Source organism: Streptomyces sp. NPDC017529 (genome assembly GCF_044329785.1).
GTDB lineage: Bacteria > Actinomycetota > Actinomycetes > Streptomycetales > Streptomycetaceae > Streptomyces.
The window spans coordinates 621,097-637,430 of the sequence record NZ_JBIRJY010000001.1 but is presented as its reverse complement, the minus strand read 5'-3'; the positions used below and the strand labels follow the sequence as shown (position 1 = coordinate 637,430).

The 16,334-nt window shown below is 72.8% G+C and carries 14 protein-coding genes (1 of these 14 running past the window's edge); 8 read left to right on the top strand and 6 right to left on the bottom strand.

The window, feature by feature from the left end; all coding sequences use genetic code 11:
- The first annotated feature begins 68 nt into the window (after positions 1-68).
- Entirely contained in the window at positions 69-818 is a 750-nt protein-coding gene (locus ACH4K4_RS02385) for an endonuclease V (protein WP_398164174.1), read from the top strand.
- 22 nt (positions 819-840) lie between these two features.
- Here the strand turns inward: ACH4K4_RS02385 and ACH4K4_RS02380 are convergent, their stop codons facing one another.
- Positions 841-2,049: a saccharopine dehydrogenase family protein gene (locus ACH4K4_RS02380; protein WP_398164173.1), complete on the bottom strand. Its 1,209-nt coding sequence runs from the start codon at positions 2,047-2,049 to the stop codon at positions 841-843.
- A gap of 205 nt (positions 2,050-2,254) precedes the next feature.
- Here ACH4K4_RS02380 and ACH4K4_RS02375 point away from each other — a divergent pair, with 205 nt between their 5' ends.
- Together ACH4K4_RS02375 and ACH4K4_RS02370 are read left to right on the top strand one after the other, a co-directional pair.
- On the top strand, positions 2,255-3,184 hold the full coding sequence (locus ACH4K4_RS02375; protein WP_398164172.1) for a dihydrodipicolinate synthase family protein: 930 nt from the start codon (positions 2,255-2,257) through the stop codon (positions 3,182-3,184).
- Positions 3,181-4,656 (top strand): sialate:H+ symport family MFS transporter, encoded by a 1,476-nt coding sequence (locus ACH4K4_RS02370; protein WP_398164171.1) that lies wholly within the window; start codon positions 3,181-3,183, stop codon positions 4,654-4,656. Before ACH4K4_RS02375 ends, ACH4K4_RS02370 begins: the two co-directional genes overlap by 4 nt.
- Here ACH4K4_RS02370 and ACH4K4_RS02365 read toward each other — a convergent pair.
- Positions 4,632-5,066 carry a protein-tyrosine phosphatase family protein gene (locus ACH4K4_RS02365; protein WP_398164169.1) on the bottom strand — a complete coding sequence of 145 codons (435 nt, stop codon included), beginning with the start codon at positions 5,064-5,066 and terminating at the stop codon, positions 4,632-4,634. The genes ACH4K4_RS02370 and ACH4K4_RS02365 overlap by 25 nt on opposite strands.
- Positions 5,067-5,080: 14 nt before the next feature.
- The gene (locus ACH4K4_RS02360) at positions 5,081-5,818 is read right to left on the bottom strand and encodes an MgtC/SapB family protein (protein WP_398164167.1); all 738 of its coding nucleotides are present in this window, start codon (positions 5,816-5,818) and stop codon (positions 5,081-5,083) included.
- Between the two features lie 230 nt (positions 5,819-6,048).
- Here ACH4K4_RS02360 and ACH4K4_RS02355 point away from each other — a divergent pair, with 230 nt between their 5' ends.
- The 4 genes from ACH4K4_RS02355 (at position 6,049) to ACH4K4_RS02340 (ending at position 11,982) form a co-directional block, all read left to right on the top strand.
- Positions 6,049-7,266, top strand: coding sequence for a CaiB/BaiF CoA transferase family protein (locus ACH4K4_RS02355; protein WP_398164166.1), 1,218 nt, complete (start codon positions 6,049-6,051; stop codon positions 7,264-7,266).
- 51 nt (positions 7,267-7,317) lie between these two features.
- Positions 7,318-8,472, top strand: coding sequence for an acyl-CoA dehydrogenase family protein (locus ACH4K4_RS02350; RefSeq protein ID WP_398164164.1), 1,155 nt, complete (start codon positions 7,318-7,320; stop codon positions 8,470-8,472).
- An 88-nt stretch (positions 8,473-8,560) separates the two neighbouring features.
- Complete coding sequence (locus ACH4K4_RS02345; protein WP_398164163.1) at positions 8,561-9,775, top strand: acetyl-CoA C-acetyltransferase; 1,215 nt, start codon at positions 8,561-8,563, stop codon at positions 9,773-9,775.
- Between the two features lie 32 nt (positions 9,776-9,807).
- Positions 9,808-11,982 carry a 3-hydroxyacyl-CoA dehydrogenase NAD-binding domain-containing protein gene (locus tag ACH4K4_RS02340; protein ID WP_398164162.1) on the top strand — a complete coding sequence of 725 codons (2,175 nt, stop codon included), beginning with the start codon at positions 9,808-9,810 and terminating at the stop codon, positions 11,980-11,982.
- An 84-nt stretch (positions 11,983-12,066) separates the two neighbouring features.
- Here the strand turns inward: ACH4K4_RS02340 and ACH4K4_RS02335 are convergent, their stop codons facing one another.
- Together ACH4K4_RS02335 and ACH4K4_RS02330 are read right to left on the bottom strand one after the other, a co-directional pair.
- Positions 12,067-13,461 carry an ATP-binding protein gene (locus ACH4K4_RS02335; protein WP_398164160.1) on the bottom strand — a complete coding sequence of 465 codons (1,395 nt, stop codon included), beginning with the start codon at positions 13,459-13,461 and terminating at the stop codon, positions 12,067-12,069.
- A 90-nt stretch (positions 13,462-13,551) separates the two neighbouring features.
- The gene (locus ACH4K4_RS02330; RefSeq protein WP_398164159.1) at positions 13,552-14,280 is read right to left on the bottom strand and encodes a MerR family transcriptional regulator; all 729 of its coding nucleotides are present in this window, start codon (positions 14,278-14,280) and stop codon (positions 13,552-13,554) included.
- A 428-nt stretch (positions 14,281-14,708) separates the two neighbouring features.
- On the opposite strand from ACH4K4_RS02330, the gene ACH4K4_RS02325 reads away from it, so the two are divergent.
- Entirely contained in the window at positions 14,709-16,205 is a 1,497-nt protein-coding gene (locus ACH4K4_RS02325) for an amino acid permease (protein WP_398164157.1), read from the top strand.
- Here the strand turns inward: ACH4K4_RS02325 and ACH4K4_RS02320 are convergent.
- A protein-coding gene (locus ACH4K4_RS02320; protein ID WP_398164156.1) for an MFS transporter crosses the window boundary here: on the bottom strand, positions 16,090-16,334 show its final stretch. 1,666 nt of this gene lie beyond the right edge of the window; the window shows 245 of its 1,911 coding nt (coding positions 1,667-1,911); its start codon lies beyond the right edge, outside the window — the gene reads right to left on this strand; its stop codon occupies positions 16,090-16,092. The two genes, ACH4K4_RS02325 and ACH4K4_RS02320, sit on opposite strands and share 116 nt — an antisense overlap.

Here is a 16,334-nt window from a genome sequence, read left to right as displayed (position 1 = left end):
GCGCATCGTCGCACATGTGTACCTCGGGCAACCGGCCGTTACCGCCTGTTCGGTACCGTGATCCCACCATGACGAACGACGGCACGATCTCCCCCGAAGACGAGCTGGCCCACTGGCCCACCGGCGAAGCCGAGGCCCGCGCCGTGCAGGACCGGCTGCGCGCGCACGTACGGCACGAGCAGTCCGGCCCGGAACCCGGCTTCGCGGGAACGTTCGTCGGCGTGGACGTCGCCTACGACGACGAACGCGACCTGGTGGCCGCGGCGGCCGTCGCCCTGGACGCCGTCACACTGGAGGTCGTCGAGGAGGCCACCGCCGTCGGCCGGGTCGCCTTCCCGTACGTGCCGGGGCTGCTGGCCTTCCGGGAGATCCCCACCGTGCTGGACGCCCTCGGCCGCCTCGGCCGCACGCCGGACCTGGTGGTCTGTGACGGGTACGGGCTCGCGCACCCGCGCCGCTTCGGCCTGGCCAGCCACCTCGGCGTGCTCACCGGCCTGCCCGCCATCGGCGTCGCCAAGAACCCCTTCACGTCCTGCTACGAGCTGCCCGGCGTGGAGCGGGGCGCGTCCTCGCCGCTCTGGGACAGCCGCGATCCCGGCGGCGGTGCCGGCGGCCCCGGCGAGGAGGAGGTGGTCGGGCGGGTGCTGCGGACGCAGAAGGGCGTGAAGCCGGTGTTCGTGTCCGTGGGCCACCGCATCGACCTCGACCGGGCCTGCGCGCACACCCTCCACCTCACGCCCAAGTACCGCATCCCGGAGACGACCAGGGCCGCCGACGCGCTGTGCCGGCGCGCCCTGTCGCAGGCGCGCGCCGATTGACCTACCGCCGGCGGCCGCCCGGTCAGGCCGTCCGGGACGCCGCCTTGGCGGCCACCCGGAACGTCATGCCCGCCCGCTGGAGCCGCCCGGTCAGCGCGTCCCCCATCGCCACCGCCGGGGTCACCTGCCCGGACGTCTCCGGCAGGTCGTCGAAGGCCAGGCTCAGCGCCGACTCGGCGAGCATCTTCGCCGTCTCGTCGTAGCCCGGGTCGCCGCCCGAGACCTCCGTCAGGACGCGCCGCCCGCCGCCCTCGCCGACGAAGCGCACGCTGAACGCGCTGCGGGCCCGCCGCTCGTCGCTCGGCCCGGTGCCCGGCTCCAGGCGTGCGGACAGCCAGCGGCGCGCGGGCGGCAGCTGCGCCACCGCGCAGGCGGCGCCCGCGCCCAGCGCGCCGCCCACCGCGACCGGCAGCCGTTTCACGGCGGCGAAGTGGCGGTAGCGGAAGTCGGGACCGTACTCCGCCAGTCCGGCCGCCGAGCGCGCGACCATCTGCGGGTCGAGCGTCGGCAGCGGCAGGGCCCACGCCCGCACGGCGCCGTTGCGGTACGGGCGGCCGAGCGGGGCCCGCACCGTACGGTCCGCGGGCCACGGTTCCAGGCGCTGCCGGTCGCGGGCGGCGCGCAGCATGCCCAGCGGACGCGAGACCGCCGCCAGCGCGGAAGCCAGCGTGCCGCCCGACATGGCCCCGGTGGTGTGCACGAAGCCGTCGACGCGCAGCGGCACACCGGACGGCAGCTGCCCGACCGTGAACCGCGCGCCGAGGTCCGCCGGTATGCAGTCGAAGCCGCAGGCGTGCACGAGCCGGGCGCCCGAGTCGCGCGCCGCCGCGTCGTAGCGCACGTACGTCCGGTCGACGAACTCGGCCTCGCCGGTCAGGTCGGCGTAGTCCGTACCGGCCTCCGCGCAGGCGGCGACCAGCGGGTCCCCGTAGGCGAGGTACGGCCCGACGGTCGTGGCGAGCACGCGGGTGCCCGCCGCGAGCGCGCGCAGCGAGCCGGGGTGGTCGGCGTCGGCGCACAGCAGGGGCAGTTCCGCGCAGGCCGGGTCGATGCCGGCCAGTTCCTCCCGCAGCCGCTCCAGCTTCGCGCGGTCACGGCCGGCCAGCGCCCAGCGGCAGCCGGCGGGCGCGTGCCGGGCCAGGTAGGCGGCGGTGAGCCGCCCCACGAAGCCGGTGGCGCCGAACAGCACCAGGTCGTGGGGTCGTTCTGCGGTGTCCTGCCGTCGAGCCATGTTCGCCTCCGCATGGGATCACGGCCGTACCGGCCGGTAGGGCGCAACGCTAGGCAGGGGCCGATCCGCCGTCAACGAACGCTCTGCCGGAGGGCGTGGTGCGCGGTATTGACACGCCTGGGCGGCTGGTCCAGATTCACCCGCAGGTCCGCCAACATGGGACGTTTGATGTCCGGAATGCGAGTGTGCAGAAAGCTGGTCACCGATGTCCCTCCCCGCGCCGCTCACCGGTGTCGTCCCGCCGCTGTGTACCCCGTTCACCCCCGACGGGCGGGTCGACACCCGTTCGCTGGCCGCGCTCGCCGCCCGGCTCGCGGGCGCCGGGGTGAGCGGGCTGTTCGTCCTCGGCTCCAGCGGGGAGGCCGCCTACCTGACCGACGCGCAGCGCCGCACCGTCGTCGAGACGGTGGTCGAGGCGGCCGCCGGCCGGCTGCCCGTACTGGCCGGGGCCATCGACATGACGACCGCCCGGGTGCTGGAACACGCCCGTACGGCCCGGGATCTGGGCGCCGACGCGATCGTGGCCACCGCCCCCTTCTACACCCGCACCCACCCCGCCGAGATCGCCGGCCATTTCACCCGGGTACGCGAAGGAGCGGACCTGCCGCTGTTCGCGTACGACATCCCGATGGCCGTGCACACCAAGCTGCCCCTCGACACGGTGCGCACGCTCGCCGGCGACGGCGTGCTGGCCGGCCTGAAGGACAGCAGCGGCGAGGACGGCGCGCTGCGCCGCCTGCTCGTCGGCATGCCCGCCCGCAACCCGGGCTTCTCCGTGCTCACCGGGTCGGAACTCACCGTGGACGGCGCCCTGCTGGCGGGCGCGCACGGCGTCGTCCCCGGCCTGGGCAACGTCGATCCGGACGGCTACGTACGCCTCTACGAGCACGCGGCGGCGGGCCGCTGGCGCGAAGCCGCCGCCGAGCAGGACCGGCTCGCCGCGCTCTTCGCGCTGACCGACGCGGGCGACCCGGCGGTGATGGGCCGCAACTCCTCCGCGCTGGGCGCCTTCAAGGCGGCCCTGCACCTCCAGGGCGTCATCGACTGCCCGGCCACCGCGCCGCCGCAGCTGCCGCTGGACGAGGCCGCGGTCGGCCGGGTCCGGCGCTGCCTGGAGGAAGCCGGGCTGCTATGAGGAGGCGCTCCTCGAAGGGCGGTGGGCGGACGCCCTGGTACCGGCAGGTGACGCCCCGCCAGTGGAAGGCGATGGCCGCCGCCTGGGTCGGCTACCTCCTGGACGGCTTCGACTTCGTCCTGATCACCCTCGTCCTGACCGAGATCGCCGGCACGTTCGGCCTGAGCACGGCCGGCGCGGCCTCCCTGGTCTCCGGCGCGTTCGTCACCCGCTGGCTCGGCGGGGCGCTCCTCGGCGCGCTGGGCGACCGGTACGGGCGCAGGCCCGCGATGATCGCCAGCATCCTGCTCTACTCGCTGGGCACCTTCGCCAGCGGCTTCGCCTGGAATTACACCAGCCTGTTCGCCGCCAGGCTGGTCATCGGCCTGGGCATGGCGGGGGAGTACAGCGCCAGCGCCACGTACGTCCTGGAGACCTGGCCGGCCCCCCTGCGCAACCGGGCCTCCGGCTTCCTCATATCCGGCTACGCGGGCGGCACGATCCTCGCGGCCCAGCTGTACCAGTGGGTGGTGCCCAACTGGGGCTGGCGGTGGATGTTCTGGATCGGGGTGCTGCCGGTGCTGGTCGCGCTCTGGGTCCGCAGGTCCCTGCCGGAGGCCGACGACTGGAGCGCCGAGGTGGGGGCCGCCGAAGAGCGCCCCAATCCGTTCCGGCCGCTGTTCGCCGGGCGCGCGCGGCGCCGCCTCAACTGCGTGCTGGCAGTCGTCGCGTTCGCCGCGCTCACCTGCGTTTTCACCCCGGCCGGGACCGGCCACGTGCCGTGGTTGGCGGCGCTCGCCGCGCTCTGCCTGACGGCGTTCGCCGTACAGCTCGGCGGTCGGCGCGGCTGGGTGCTGTACGTGTCCCTGACGATCACCGTGTTCTGCGCGTTCCTCTACAGCTGGCCCGTCCAGGCGCTGCTGCCCACCTACCTCAAGACCGAGCTGGGGTACGCGCCCGCCGAGGTCGCCGACGTGATGTTCTACGCCGGGTTCGGCACCATGGCGGGCTGCTGGCTGGCCGGCTTCGCGGGCGACCGGTTCGGCACCCGCCGCGCGTACGCGGGCGCCCTGCTGGCGTCCCTGGCGTTCGTCTTCCCGGTGTTCGCCGTCCGGGACAGCCTGGTCGCGCTGGGCATGCTGCTCTTCGTCCTGCTCGCCCTCGGCCAGGGCATCTCGGGCATTCTGCCGAAGTATCTCGCCGGGCACTTCCCGACCGCGACCCGCGCGGCGTCGCTGGGCTTCGTCTACAACGTCGGCGCGCTCGGCGGAGCCGTCGCCCCGGTGCTCGGCGCCCGGCTCGCCGAGAGCATGCCGCTGGGCCGGGCGCTGGCCCTGCTCACCTTCGGGCTGACGCTGCTGGTCGCCGCCCTGGTCGGCGGCGACGTCCCGGTGCGGCTCGCCCGCCTGCTGGACCGCGGGGCCGTCGGCGACCACCTGGTGGCAGCGGGGCCGGGGTACCCGGCCCGTCAGTGTCCGAAGCGGCGTACATAGCGCCGCTGCCAGGGCGTTTCGACGGCCCGGCGGTCGTAGCCGCGGCGTACGAAGTCCACCGCCTCGGCGGCCGGCACACCGTCCAGGACGGCGAGGCAGGCCAGGGCCGTGCCGGTCCGGCCGCGGCCGCCGCCGCAGGCCACCTCGACGCGTTCGGCCGCCGCGCGTTCCCAGACCTCGCCGAGGACGTCGCGGGCCAGGGCGCGGTCGGCGGGCAGCCGGAAGTCGGGCCAGCGCAGCCAGCGGGCCTCCCAGGGCACCTCGGGCGGCTCCTTGCCGAGCAGGTACACCGCGAACCCGGGCGCCGGCCCCTGCGGCAGCGGGTGGCGCAGCCCGCGGCCTCTGACCAGCCGCCCGGACGGCAGCCGCAGCACGCCGGTGCCGGTGTCCTGCCACAGCGAAGTCGTCATTCCGTCCCCACCCGTCACTCCGTACGATCCGTTTCCTGCCCCATCGACACCCCGCGCACCCCGTCCAGCTCGGACAGCCGCTCCACGAGCGGGTGCGCCGAGGCCGTGCCCTCCAGGCGCAGCAGCACCTCGGCGGGCACCCGGTCGTCCGAGGCCGTCTCCACCTGGACGTCGGTCACCAGGAAGCCGCTGCTGGTGCACATCTCCAGCATCCGCCCCAGCAGGCCGTGCTGGGCACGGTAGCTCAGGCGCAGTTCGAAGCGTTCGACGGACGGCGAACTCTTCCGGCCGGAGAACAGCTTGGGAAAGCCGCGGACGACGAGGAAGTGGACCAGGGTCGCGCCGACGGCCAGCAGCGGCAGGCCGCCGCCGCAGGCCATGCCGATGGCGCAGGTCAGCCAGATCGTCGCGGCGGTCGTCAGCCCCCGTACGGCGTCCTTCTTCACGAAGATCAGGCCACCGCCGATGAAGCCGATGCCCGAGACGATCTGCGCGGCCACCCGGGACGGGTCCAGCGCGACGCCGTCCGTGCCCAGGAGCGCGTAGAAGCCGTGGACCGAGACCTCCATGAACAGCGCGCTGCCCACGCCGACGAGGGTGTGGGTGCGCAGCCCCGCGCTCTTCTGCTGCACCTGCCGTTCGAGCCCGATGAGGGAGGAGAGCAGCAGTGCCAGGGCCAGTTCGGCGAACTGGCGGAGGCCCTGACCGTGGCTGACGTCGAACAGCTGGGATGCGAGGTGCGTATGAGGCATTCGGCCATTGTCCCTCCGCGGCCGCCGCGCGGGCCGTTGCCCGCGGCCGAGCGCGCCGCCGGTGAGGTGACGGGTGAAGGCCCCTGGCGGCGGTGGGAGTTGACCACCGCCGCCACGGGGCTTTTCCCGGCGGACCCGCGCCGTGGGGGCTTGTGGAAAGTGGAACACGTTCTTAACATCGCGAGTGTTACATCAGATGTGTCACAGTGCTGCGGAGCTCAGGGGGCCCGATGGCAGGGACAGGCAACGGCCCGCTGGACGGGGTGCGCGTGGTGGAGCTGGCCGGGATCGGCCCCGGCCCGTTCGCCGCGATGCTCCTGGCCGACCTCGGCGCCGACGTCGTACGCGTCGACCGGCCGGGCGGGGCCGGCCTCGGCATCGACCCGGCGTACGACGTCACCAACCGCAACAAGCGCTCCGTGCTCGTGGACCTGAAGTCCGCCGAGGGGCCGGGGCAGGTGCTGGACCTGGCCGAGCGCGCCGACATCCTGATCGAGGGCTACCGCCCCGGCGTCGCCGAGCGCCTCGGCGTCGGCCCGGACGCCTGCCTGGCCCGCAACTCCCGGCTGGTGTACGGGCGGATGACCGGCTGGGGCCAGCAGGGGCCGCTGGCCGGCACCGCGGGCCACGACATCGGCTATATCGCCGTCACCGGCGCGCTCGGCATGATCGGGCCGCCCGGCGGGCCGCCCGCCGTCCCCGCCAACCTCCTCGGCGACTACGCGGGCGGCTCCCTCTACCTGGTCGTCGGCGTCCTGGCCGCGCTCCAGCACGCCCGTACCGAGGACGGCCGGGGCCAGGTCGTGGACGCGGCCATCGTCGACGGCACGGCCCACCTCACCGCGATGATCCACGGCATGCTGGCCGCCGGCGGCTGGCAGGACCGGCGCGGCGCCAACCTCCTCGACGGGGCGGCGCCGTTCTACGGTACGTACGAGACCGCCGACGGCGGCCACATGGCGGTCGGCGCCCTGGAGCAGCGGTTCTACGGCGAGTTCGGCAGGCTGCTCGGCATCGGGGACGAGGTGCCCCCGCGCGACGACCCGGCCGCCTGGGAGGAGCTGCGGGCCGCCATCGCCGCCCGTTTCAGGACCCGTACGCGCGAGGAGTGGACCGCCGTCTTCGCGGCGTCCGACGCCTGCGTGGCGCCCGTGCTCTCGCTGCGCGAGGCACCGGACCACCCGCACCTCGCCGCCCGCGGCACCTTCGTCGACCACGGCGGCATCACCCAGCCCGCCCCCGCCCCGCGCTTCTCCGCCACCCCCGGCGCGGTCCGCAGACCGCCGGCCCGGCCCGGCGCCGACACGGCGGACGTCGCCCGCGACTGGGGCGTCCCGGCACTGACCGACCGCAGGGAACCGGCCCGCGGCGCGTCCGCCGGCACGGCCTGGCGCGACGGCACCCGTGCGTCGGACGGCCGCGCCGGACCGGGGCCTACGGCCGGCTGACGGCCACCGACCCGCCGCCGACCCACCGCCGTCCCGAGGAGGCCCGTAACGATGACCGCGCAGCTCAAGCGCCAGATCTTCACCGAGGACCACGAAGCGTTCCGCCGGACCGTACGGACCTTCCTGGACAGGGAGGTGACCCCGCACTACGCACAGTGGGAGAAGGACGGCATCGTCAGCCGCGACGCCTGGCGCGCGGCGGGCAAGCAGGGCCTGCTGGGCCTGGCCGTGCCCGAGGAGTACGGAGGCGGCGGCAACACCGACTTCCGGTACGCCGCCGTGCTGGCCGAGGAGTTCACCCGGGCCGGCGCCGCCGGGCTCGCCGTCGGCCTGCACAACGACATCGTCGGCCCGTACCTGACCCAGCTCGCCACCGAGGAGCAGAAGCGCCGCTGGCTGCCCGGATTCTGCAGCGGCGAGACCATCACCGCCATCGCCATGACCGAGCCCGGCGCGGGCTCCGACCTCCAGGGCATCCGCACCACGGCGGAGGACCACGGCGACCACTGGATCCTGAACGGCTCCAAGACCTTCATCTCCAACGGCATCCTCGCCGACCTGGTGATCGTCGTCGCCAGGACCACGCCCGAGGGCGGCGCCCACGGCCTGAGCCTGCTGGTCGTCGAGCGCGGGGCGGCGGGCTTCGAACGCGGCCGCAACCTGGACAAGATCGGCCAGAAGGCGCAGGACACCGCCGAGCTGTTCTTCACCGGCGTACGGGTGCCCAAGGAGAACCTGCTCGGCGAGCTGAACGGCGCGTTCGTCCACCTGATGACCAACCTCGCGCAGGAACGGATGGGCATCGCGGTCGCCGGCATCGCCGCCGCCGAGCACCTCGTGGAGATCACCACGCGGTACGTGAAGGAGCGCGAGGCGTTCGGCCGGCCGCTCGCCAAGCTCCAGCACGTCCGTTTCGAGATAGCCGAGATGGCCACCGAGTGCGCCGTGACGCGGGAGTTCCTCGACCGCTGCATCGTGGACCACTCGGACGGGCAGCTGGCCGCCGTGCATGCTTCGATGGCCAAGTGGTGGGCCACCGAACTGCAAAAGCGCGTCGCCGACCGCTGCCTGCAACTGCACGGCGGCTACGGCTACATGAGCGAGTACCCGGTCGCCAGGGCCTTCACCGACGGCCGCATCCAGACCATCTACGGAGGCACCACCGAGATCATGAAGGAGATCATCGGCCGCTCCCTGCTCGGCTGACCGGCCGGCCCACGGGCCCGTGGCGTCCCGTACCTCCCGTACTCCCACCCCCGCCGCACCGAACCAAGAGCTGGAAAGGCTGCTCCCCTTGACTTCCGAAGCGTACGTATACGATGCGATCCGCACCCCGCGCGGCCGCGGCAAGGCCAACGGCGCGCTGCACGGCACCAAGCCGATCGACCTCGTCGTCGGCCTCGTCCACGAGGTGCGCCGCCGCTTCCCCGGCCTCGACCCGGCCGCCGTCGACGACATCGTGCTCGGCGTCGTCGGACCGGTCGGCGACCAGGGCTCGGACATCGCCCGCATCGCGGCCATCGCCGCCGGGCTGCCGGACACCGTCGCGGGCGTCCAGGAGAACCGCTTCTGTGCCTCGGGGCTCGAAGCGGTCAACATGGCCGCGGCGAAGATCCGTTCCGGCTGGGAGGACCTGGTGCTCGCGGGCGGCGTCGAGTCGATGTCGCGGGTCCCGATGGCCTCCGACGGCGGCGCCTGGTTCGCCGACCCGATGACCAACTTCGACACCGGCTTCGTCCCGCAGGGCATCGGCGCCGACCTCATCGCCACCGTCGAGGGCTACTCCCGCCGTGACGTGGACGAATACGCCGCGCTGTCCCAGGAGCGCGCCGCCGCGGCCTGGAAAGACGGCCGCTTCGCGCGCTCCGTCGTGCCCGTCACCGACCGCAACGGCCTGGTCGTCCTCGACCACGACGAGCACATGCGGCCCGGCACCACCGCCGACTCGCTGGCCGGCCTCAAGCCGTCGTTCGCCGCCATCGGCGACATGGGCGGCTTCGACGCGGTGGCCCTGCAGAAGTACCACTGGATCGAGAAGATCGACCACGTCCACCACGCGGGCAACGCCTCCGGCATCGTGGACGGCGCGGCGCTGGTCGCCATCGGCTCCCGCGAGGTCGGCGAGCGCTACGGTCTGACCCCGCGCGCCCGTATCGTCTCCGCCGCGGTCTCCGGCTCCGAACCGACGATCATGCTCACCGGTCCCGCGCCCGCCTCCCGCAAGGCGCTGGCCAAGGCGGGGCTGACCATCGACGACATCGACCTGGTCGAGATCAACGAGGCGTTCGCCGCGGTGGTGCTGCGCTTCGTCAAGGACATGGGCCTGAGCCTGGACAAGGTCAACGTCAACGGTGGCGCCATCGCCCTGGGCCACCCGCTCGGCGCCACCGGCGCGATGATCCTGGGCACCCTCGTCGACGAACTGGAGCGCCAGGACAAGCGCTACGGCCTGGCCACCCTCTGCGTCGGCGGCGGCATGGGCATCGCCACCGTCATCGAGCGCGTCTGACCCTCGTCCGCACCCACTACGGAGCACGCATCATGACCGAGTCCACCACCATCCGCTGGGAACAGGACGAGACCGGCGTCGTCACCCTCGTCCTCGACGACCCGGACCAGTCGGCCAACACCATGAACGCGGCATTCAAGACCTCGCTGACGGCCGTCGCCGACCGCCTGGAGGCCGAGCGGGACACCGTACGCGGCGTCATCTTCACCTCCGCCAAGAAGACCTTCTTCGCCGGCGGCGACCTGCGCGACCTGATCGCCGTCACCCCCGAGCACGCCGGCCGGGCGTTCGAGACCGGCCAGGGCATCAAGCGCGACCTGCGCCGCATCGAGACCCTCGGCAAGCCGGTCGTCGCCGCCATCAACGGCGCGGCCCTCGGCGGCGGTTACGAGCTGGCGCTCGCCTGCCACCACCGCGTCGCCCTCGACACCCCCGCCACCAAGATCGGCCTGCCCGAGGTCACCCTCGGCCTGCTCCCGGCGGCCGGCGGCGTGGTCCGCACGGTCCGGCTGCTGGGCATCGCCGATGCGCTCCTGAAGGTGCTGCTCCAGGGCACCCAGTACAACGCCACGCGCGCCAAGGACAACGGCCTGATCCACGACGTCGCGGCCACCCCTGGGGAACTGCTCGAAAAGGCACGCGCGTTCATCGACGCACACCCCGAGTCCCAGCAGCCCTGGGACGTCAAGGGCTACAAGATCCCCGGCGGCACGCCGGCGCACCCGAAGTTCGCCGCCAACCTCCCGGCCTTCCCGGCCAACCTGAAGAAGCAGCTGAACGGCGCCCCCTACCCGGCACCGCGCAACATCCTCGCGGCGGCCGTCGAAGGTTCCCAGGTCGACTTCGAGACCGCGCAGGCCATCGAGGCGCGCTACTTCGTGGAGCTGGTCACCGGCCAGACCTCCAAGAACATGATCCAGGCGTTCTTCTTCGACCTCCAGGCGGTCAACTCCGGTGCCAGCCGCCCCCAGGACATCGCGCCGCGCACCGTCGAGAAGGTCGCGGTGCTCGGCGCCGGCATGATGGGCGCCGGCATCGCGTACGCCTGTGCCAAGGCCGGTATCGAGGTCGTCCTCAAGGACGTCTCCCGGGAGGCGGCCGAGAAGGGCAAGGCGTACTCCGAAGGGCTGCTCGCCAAGGCGCTGAGCCGCGGCCGGACGACCGAGGCCAAGCGGGACGAACTGCTCGCCCGCATCACCCCCACCGCCGACCCGCGGGACCTGGCCGGCTGCGACGCCGTCATCGAGGCGGTCTTCGAGGACACCTCCCTCAAGCACAAGGTGTTCCAGGAGATCCAGCACATCGTCGCCCCCGACGCGCTGCTGTGCTCCAACACCTCCACCCTGCCCATCACCGGCCTCGCCGAAGGCGTCGAGCGCGACACCGACTTCATCGGCCTGCACTTCTTCTCGCCCGTCGACAAGATGCCGCTGGTGGAGATCATCAAGGGGGAGCGGACCGGCGACGAGGCGCTGGCCCGCGCCTTCGACCTGGTACGCCAGATCCGCAAGACCCCCATCGTCGTCAACGACTCGCGCGGCTTCTTCACCTCCCGCGTCATCGGCCACTTCATCAACGAGGGCGTGGCGATGGTCGGCGAGGGCATCGAGCCCGCGTCCGTGGAACAGGCCGCCGCCCAGGCCGGCTACCCGGCCAAGGTCCTCTCCCTGATGGACGAGCTGACCCTCACCCTCCCGCGCAAGATCCGCGACGAGACGCGGCGGGCGGTCGAGGCGGCCGGCGGCACCTGGACGGAGCACCCGGCCGACACCGTCGTCGACCGCATGGTGGACGAGTTCGGGCGGCCGGGCCGCAGCGGCGGCGGTGGCTTCTACGAGTACGGCGAGGACGGCGGGCGCACCGGCCTGTGGCCGGGCCTGCGCGAGCACTTCACGAAGGCCGACGCCGCGATCCCCTTCCGGGACATGCAGGAGCGGATGCTGTTCGCCGAGGCCCTGGACACCGTCCGCTGCTTCGAGGAGGGCGTGCTGACCTCCGTCGCGGACGCCAACATCGGCTCCATCCTGGGCATCGGCTTCCCCGGCTGGACCGGCGGGGTCATCCAGTACATCAACGGCTACGAAGGCGGGCTGCCCGGCTTCGTGGCCCGCGCCCGCGAACTCCAGGCCGCGTACGGCGACCGGTTCGCGCCCCCGGCGCTGCTGGTGGACAAGGCAGAACGGGGAGAGACGTTCGGCGACGCGTGACGCACGGGTGACGCGGACCGGCCCGCCGCGGCCGGTCCGCACACCGCAGATCACTCCTGCCTGCCGGTCACTCCTGTCGGCCGGTCACTCCTGCTTGAGGCGCCACGCCGCCCGCGAACCGGCCCGGTCCGGCACGGGCTCGATCTTCCCGGCGTCCCGCAGCCGGTGGAAGACCCGCTTCATCCGGTTCTCGGAGGCGATACCGGTGATCCGGCGGGCGATCCGGTTGGGTATCTCCGGATTCGACCGCAGGTACCGCAGGACCAGCTCCTCCGGGCGGGCGAGCGGGGTGTGCTCCAGGACCACGACGAACGCGTTCGCCTCCACGTAGAACCGCGGCTCCTTGAGCTTCGCGGCCTTCATCGTGCTCAGTACGGTGTCCAGGCCCTCGCCGATGTCCTTGTTGGGCGGGTCCGGGTACTTGTTCAGCAGCCGCACGATCGTGGGGTTGCGCGCGAAGCGGTCCGTGAGCAGGTTGTCCGGCGTCATGTGGCCGGGCAGCCGGCCCGGACTGCGCACCTCCACCCGGTTGTCGAAGATCGAGATGAGGATGTCGTCGGAGAGGTTGTAGTCCCGGTGGATCACCGCGTTGACGATGATCTCCTTCAGCGCCTCCGGGGGATAGGCCATCGGCGAAAGGGAGCCGTCCGCGCCGAGCACCGGCACCGACTGGATGATCCGGGTGGCCGCCGCCAGCGTCCGGTCGATCAGCACCCTGGCCGGGCCGTCGACCGTCGTCGGCGCCGACTTCAGGTGCCGGCGGTCGGGGACCTGCTCCCCGGTCTCGTACCGGGCGATCTTCACCGAGCACTTCTTCGGGACCACGGCGGGCGGCTCGGCGGCGAACAGGACGGCGCCCGCGACGGTGGCCAGCGCGCCGCCGCGGTCCACCAGGCGCTGCCGGCGCACGAACCGCTCGGGGGAGGACCGCGGGCTGTACCGGCCGAGGAAGACGTGCAGCTCGTCCTCGTCGCGCAGCTCCTCGGAGCCGTAGTCGCGCAGCAGCTGGTCCTCGTAGGAACGGGCGCCCTTGGACAGCGAGAGGTCGGTGATCTGCGTCCCCTTCAGCCGCCGCGACTGCGCGCCGCGGCGCTGCGGCACCTCGCCCCTGGCCGTCTTGTGCACGTCCGGGCTCTTGTGGACCGTGACCAGGCAGGCCCAGCCCAGCTCCGCACGCCCCTCGACGCGCAGGAACTCGATGTCGTACGGCACCGGCGGCTCGACCTGGTCGACCATGGCCTGCTGCACGAAGTTGGCGTCCTCCAGGGAGGCGAAGCCCCGCCACCGCGCCAGGCCCCGCCCGCTGCGCGGGTCCTCGATGCCGACGATGAACTCGCCGCCCTCGGCGTTGGCCAGCGCGGCGGCGATCACCTGGACGACCGCGCCGCCGCTGCGGGCGCTCTTGAACTCCCAGAAGTGGTCCTCCTGCCGGCCGAGGATGTCCGCCGCCTCGGCCCGGGAGATGCTCCGCCCCTCCACCCGCGGCCTCGTCTCGCTCGTAGGGCTGTTCCCGCACCGCCGGCCGCATACGGGGGACCGGCACCCAGGTCATGCCCGCCCGGGGCGCGCTCACTCCTCGGTGTACGTCGCCCGCAACTCTTCCCGCATCGACCGCTGGAAGGCCGTCACCAGCGCCTGCACCACCATCGGCTGCATATGGGCGGAGAGCGACTTCATCGACTCCACCTGTTCCGGGTCCGACTCGCGCGCCCGGTAAGGGCCCCACACCTCGTCGTGGAAGAGCCGGGTCAGCTCGCGCGCCGCCGACCGCGTGTGGTCCAGGACGACACGGCGGGCGGCGAGCAGCGTCTCCAGCGAGATCGGCACGTCCAGCAGCCGGACGCCCAGGTGGAGGACGGCCGGATCGACCCGGAACGCGCCGGGGACGCCGGTGCGCTCCAGGACGTCCATGGCGGCCAGCCGGTCGATGTCGTCCTCGCTCAGCGCCCGGCCCGCGCGGCGCTCCAGCTGGGCCAGGGTCGCCTCCTGGGAGGAGTCCGGCGACCAGGAGGCGACCAGCGCCCGGTGCAGGGCGAGGTCGTGTTCGCTGAGGTCGGCGGGGAGCTGGGCGAGGTAGCGCTCGATGGCGGCCAGCGTCATGCCGTGGTGCTGGAGCTCCTCGATCAGCGCGAGCCGGGAGAGGTGGGCGGCGCCGTACCGGCCGACGCGTCGCGGGCCGATCGCGGGCGGGGGCAGCAGGCCGCGGGTGCTGTAGAAGCGGACGGTGCGCACGGTCACGCCCGCGCGGGCGGCCAACTCGTCGACGGTGAGCGTCTCTTCCCCGGTCTCGGTGGCCATGCCGCGCCTCACTTCCCTCGCCGCGTCCGCGCGTCCGCCGCGCCCCCGGTGCCCGCCGCGCTCCCTGAGGCGCGGTCCGTGTTCAACAGTATTGCTGTCTCACCAGCCTTGTGAAACCTCCCGACAGGACACCCGTGCTTCACCGTCCTGTCGGTTTCCGGCCACGCCCGGCCGGAATCCTCTCCCGCTTCCGCTCTTCTGCGTGAGCGGTGATGACCGGAGCGTGGCGAATTGCAAGGCATGCGCGCACCCCGTCGACAGGTCATTCGGGACATATGCGGACCGATTATTGATGGCTCATACACGCTGTGATCCAGAACACAGACGCGGGGGCGGCTCTGGGGGAAGGTGTGCCGTCGGCCGGACTCGCGTGACCCGTGGGGCCGGTGACGGCTCCATCGCCTGCCCGAAAGCGAGATGAACCAGCTGTGAGCACGGAAACCGTCCAGGAAGAAGCCAACAGGCCACCGGGCGGGGGGAAGGCGCCGACCGCCCAGGACGCGGGGGACGCCGGATACAGCAAGGGCCTCAAGGGCCGGCACATCAACATGATCGCGATCGGCGGGGCGATCGGCACCGGCCTGTTCCTGGGCGCCGGCGGCCGGCTCGCCTCCGCCGGGCCCGCGCTCGCCGTCGCGTACGCGGTCTGCGGCCTGTTCGCGTTCTTCGTCGTCCGGGCCCTGGGCGAACTGGTGCTGCACCGCCCGTCGTCGGGCTCCTTCGTCTCCTACGCGCGGGAGTTCCTGGGGGAGAAGGGCGCGTACGTCGCGGGCTGGATGTACGTCGTCAACTGGTCGACGACCGGCATCGCCGACATCACCGCCATCGCGCTCTACACCCACTACTGGAGCCTGTTCACCGCCATCCCGCAGTGGGTGATGGCGCTGATCGCGCTCGCGGTGGTGCTGTCGATCAACCTCATCTCGGTGAAGATCTTCGGTGAGATGGAGTTCTGGTTCGCGATCATCAAGGTCGTGGCGCTGGTCGTCTTCATGTTCATCGGGATCTTCCTGCTGGCCACCCAGCACCCGGTGGGCGGCGACACCCCGGGCCTGAGCCTGATCACCGACCACGGCGGCTTCTTCCCGAGCGGCCTGCTGCCCGTGGTGATCGTGCTGCAGGGCGTCGTCTTCGCCTACTCGGCCGTCGAGCTGGTCGGTGTCACGGCCGGCGAGACCAGCGAGCCGGAGAAGGTCGTCCCCAAGGCCGTGAACTCGATCATGTGGCGGGTGGGCATCTTCTACGTCGGCTCGGTCGTCCTCCTCGCGCTGCTGATGCCGTGGAACAAGTACACCGGCTCCGAGAGCCCCTTCGTGACCGTGCTCTCCAACGTCGGCGTGCCGGCCGCCGGCGACGTGATGAACCTCGTCGTGCTCACCGCCGCCATGTCCAGCCTCAACTCCGGCCTCTACTCGACCGGCCGCATCCTGCGCTCGATGTCGATGGCGGGCTCGGCGCCGAAGTTCGCGGGCCTGATGAACCGCAACCAGGTGCCGTACGGCGGCATCATGCTCACCTCGGCGGTGTGCGTACTGGGCGTGGGGCTCAACTTCCTGCTGCCCGAGGACGCGTTCGAGATCGTGCTGAACATCGCGGCGCTCGGCATCATCAGCACCTGGTGCACGATCATGGTCTGCCACATGGTGTTCGTCCGGCGCTCCAAGGCGGGCCTGGTCGAGCGCCCCCGCTTCCGGCTGCCGGGCACGCCCGTCACCGACATCGCGACCATCGTCTTCCTGCTCGGTGTCGTCGTCCTGATGGCCTTCGACAGCGAGGGCGTCGGACGGCAGACGGTGATGCTGGTACCGGTCATCGCCGCCGCGCTGTGGGTCGGCTGGTTCGCGGTACGCGGCCGGGTGAACCGGATCGCGGCCGAACGCGAGCAGGGCACGGCGGTCGTTCCGGGACCGCGCGACGGCCGGTAGCGGTGACGGCGGGGGGGGGGGGGGGGGCCCCCCCCCCCCCCCCCCCCCCCGCCCCCCCCCCCCCCCCCCCACACCCCCCCCCCCCCCCCCCCCCCCCCCCCCCCCCCCCCCCCCCCCCCCCCCCCCACG

Bases quoted from the DNA above. Each gene is read 5' to 3' on its own strand.
- ACH4K4_RS02385 (WP_398164174.1), top strand. From the start codon at position 69: ATGACGAACGACGGCACGATCTCCCCCGAAGACGAGCTGGCCCACTGG.
- ACH4K4_RS02380 (WP_398164173.1), bottom strand. From the start codon at position 2,049: ATGGCTCGACGGCAGGACACCGCAGAACGACCCCACGACCTGGTGCTG.
- ACH4K4_RS02375 (WP_398164172.1), top strand. From the start codon at position 2,255: ATGTCCCTCCCCGCGCCGCTCACCGGTGTCGTCCCGCCGCTGTGTACC.
- ACH4K4_RS02370 (WP_398164171.1), top strand. From the start codon at position 3,181: ATGAGGAGGCGCTCCTCGAAGGGCGGTGGGCGGACGCCCTGGTACCGG.
- ACH4K4_RS02365 (WP_398164169.1), bottom strand. From the start codon at position 5,066: ATGACGACTTCGCTGTGGCAGGACACCGGCACCGGCGTGCTGCGGCTG.
- ACH4K4_RS02360 (WP_398164167.1), bottom strand. From the start codon at position 5,818: ATGCCTCATACGCACCTCGCATCCCAGCTGTTCGACGTCAGCCACGGT.
- ACH4K4_RS02355 (WP_398164166.1), top strand. From the start codon at position 6,049: ATGGCAGGGACAGGCAACGGCCCGCTGGACGGGGTGCGCGTGGTGGAG.
- ACH4K4_RS02350 (WP_398164164.1), top strand. From the start codon at position 7,318: ATGACCGCGCAGCTCAAGCGCCAGATCTTCACCGAGGACCACGAAGCG.
- ACH4K4_RS02340 (WP_398164162.1), top strand. From the start codon at position 9,808: ATGACCGAGTCCACCACCATCCGCTGGGAACAGGACGAGACCGGCGTC.
- ACH4K4_RS02330 (WP_398164159.1), bottom strand. From the start codon at position 14,280: ATGGCCACCGAGACCGGGGAAGAGACGCTCACCGTCGACGAGTTGGCC.